The following is a 343-nucleotide window of genomic DNA, read 5'->3' as shown; positions in this document are numbered from 1 at the left end:
GGCGGGCATGCTCCGCTCGTTCGACTACGCCGCGCGCTTCCACGAGCCGTGGAGCCCCGAGTGGGCGGAGCGCTGCCGGTCGGCGTACTGCGACGGGTACGCGGAGGGGACGGGCACCGATCCGCGCGAGAACGGCGCGCTGCTGCGGGCGTACGAGACGGACAAGGCGGTGTACGAGGTGCTGTACGAGGCCAGGAACCGTCCCGACTGGCTGCCCGTCCCGATGGCGGCGATCCAGCGCCTGGCCGGCCGCCGCCCCTGACACCGACCGCACCGCCCGACACGAAGCCGGGTGGGCCGATCCCCCCCGATCCACCGAATCCACCCGATCGACCCCGGCCCA

Annotated in this window: 1 pseudogene; it reads left to right on the top strand. The window is 74.1% G+C overall.

Annotation, left to right across the window (positions count from 1 at the left end):
- Window positions 1-262 (top strand): annotated as a pseudogene (locus BHU15_RS37820) (maltokinase N-terminal cap-like domain-containing protein); the annotation flags it as partial.
- Window positions 263-343: the final 81 nt, after the last annotated feature.

Source organism: Streptomyces niveus (assembly GCF_001723055.1).
Classification (GTDB): Bacteria; Actinomycetota; Actinomycetes; order Streptomycetales; family Streptomycetaceae; genus Streptomyces; species Streptomyces niveus.
The sequence above is the reverse complement of the archived record's forward strand: the minus strand, read 5'-3'. Positions and strand labels throughout refer to the sequence as shown.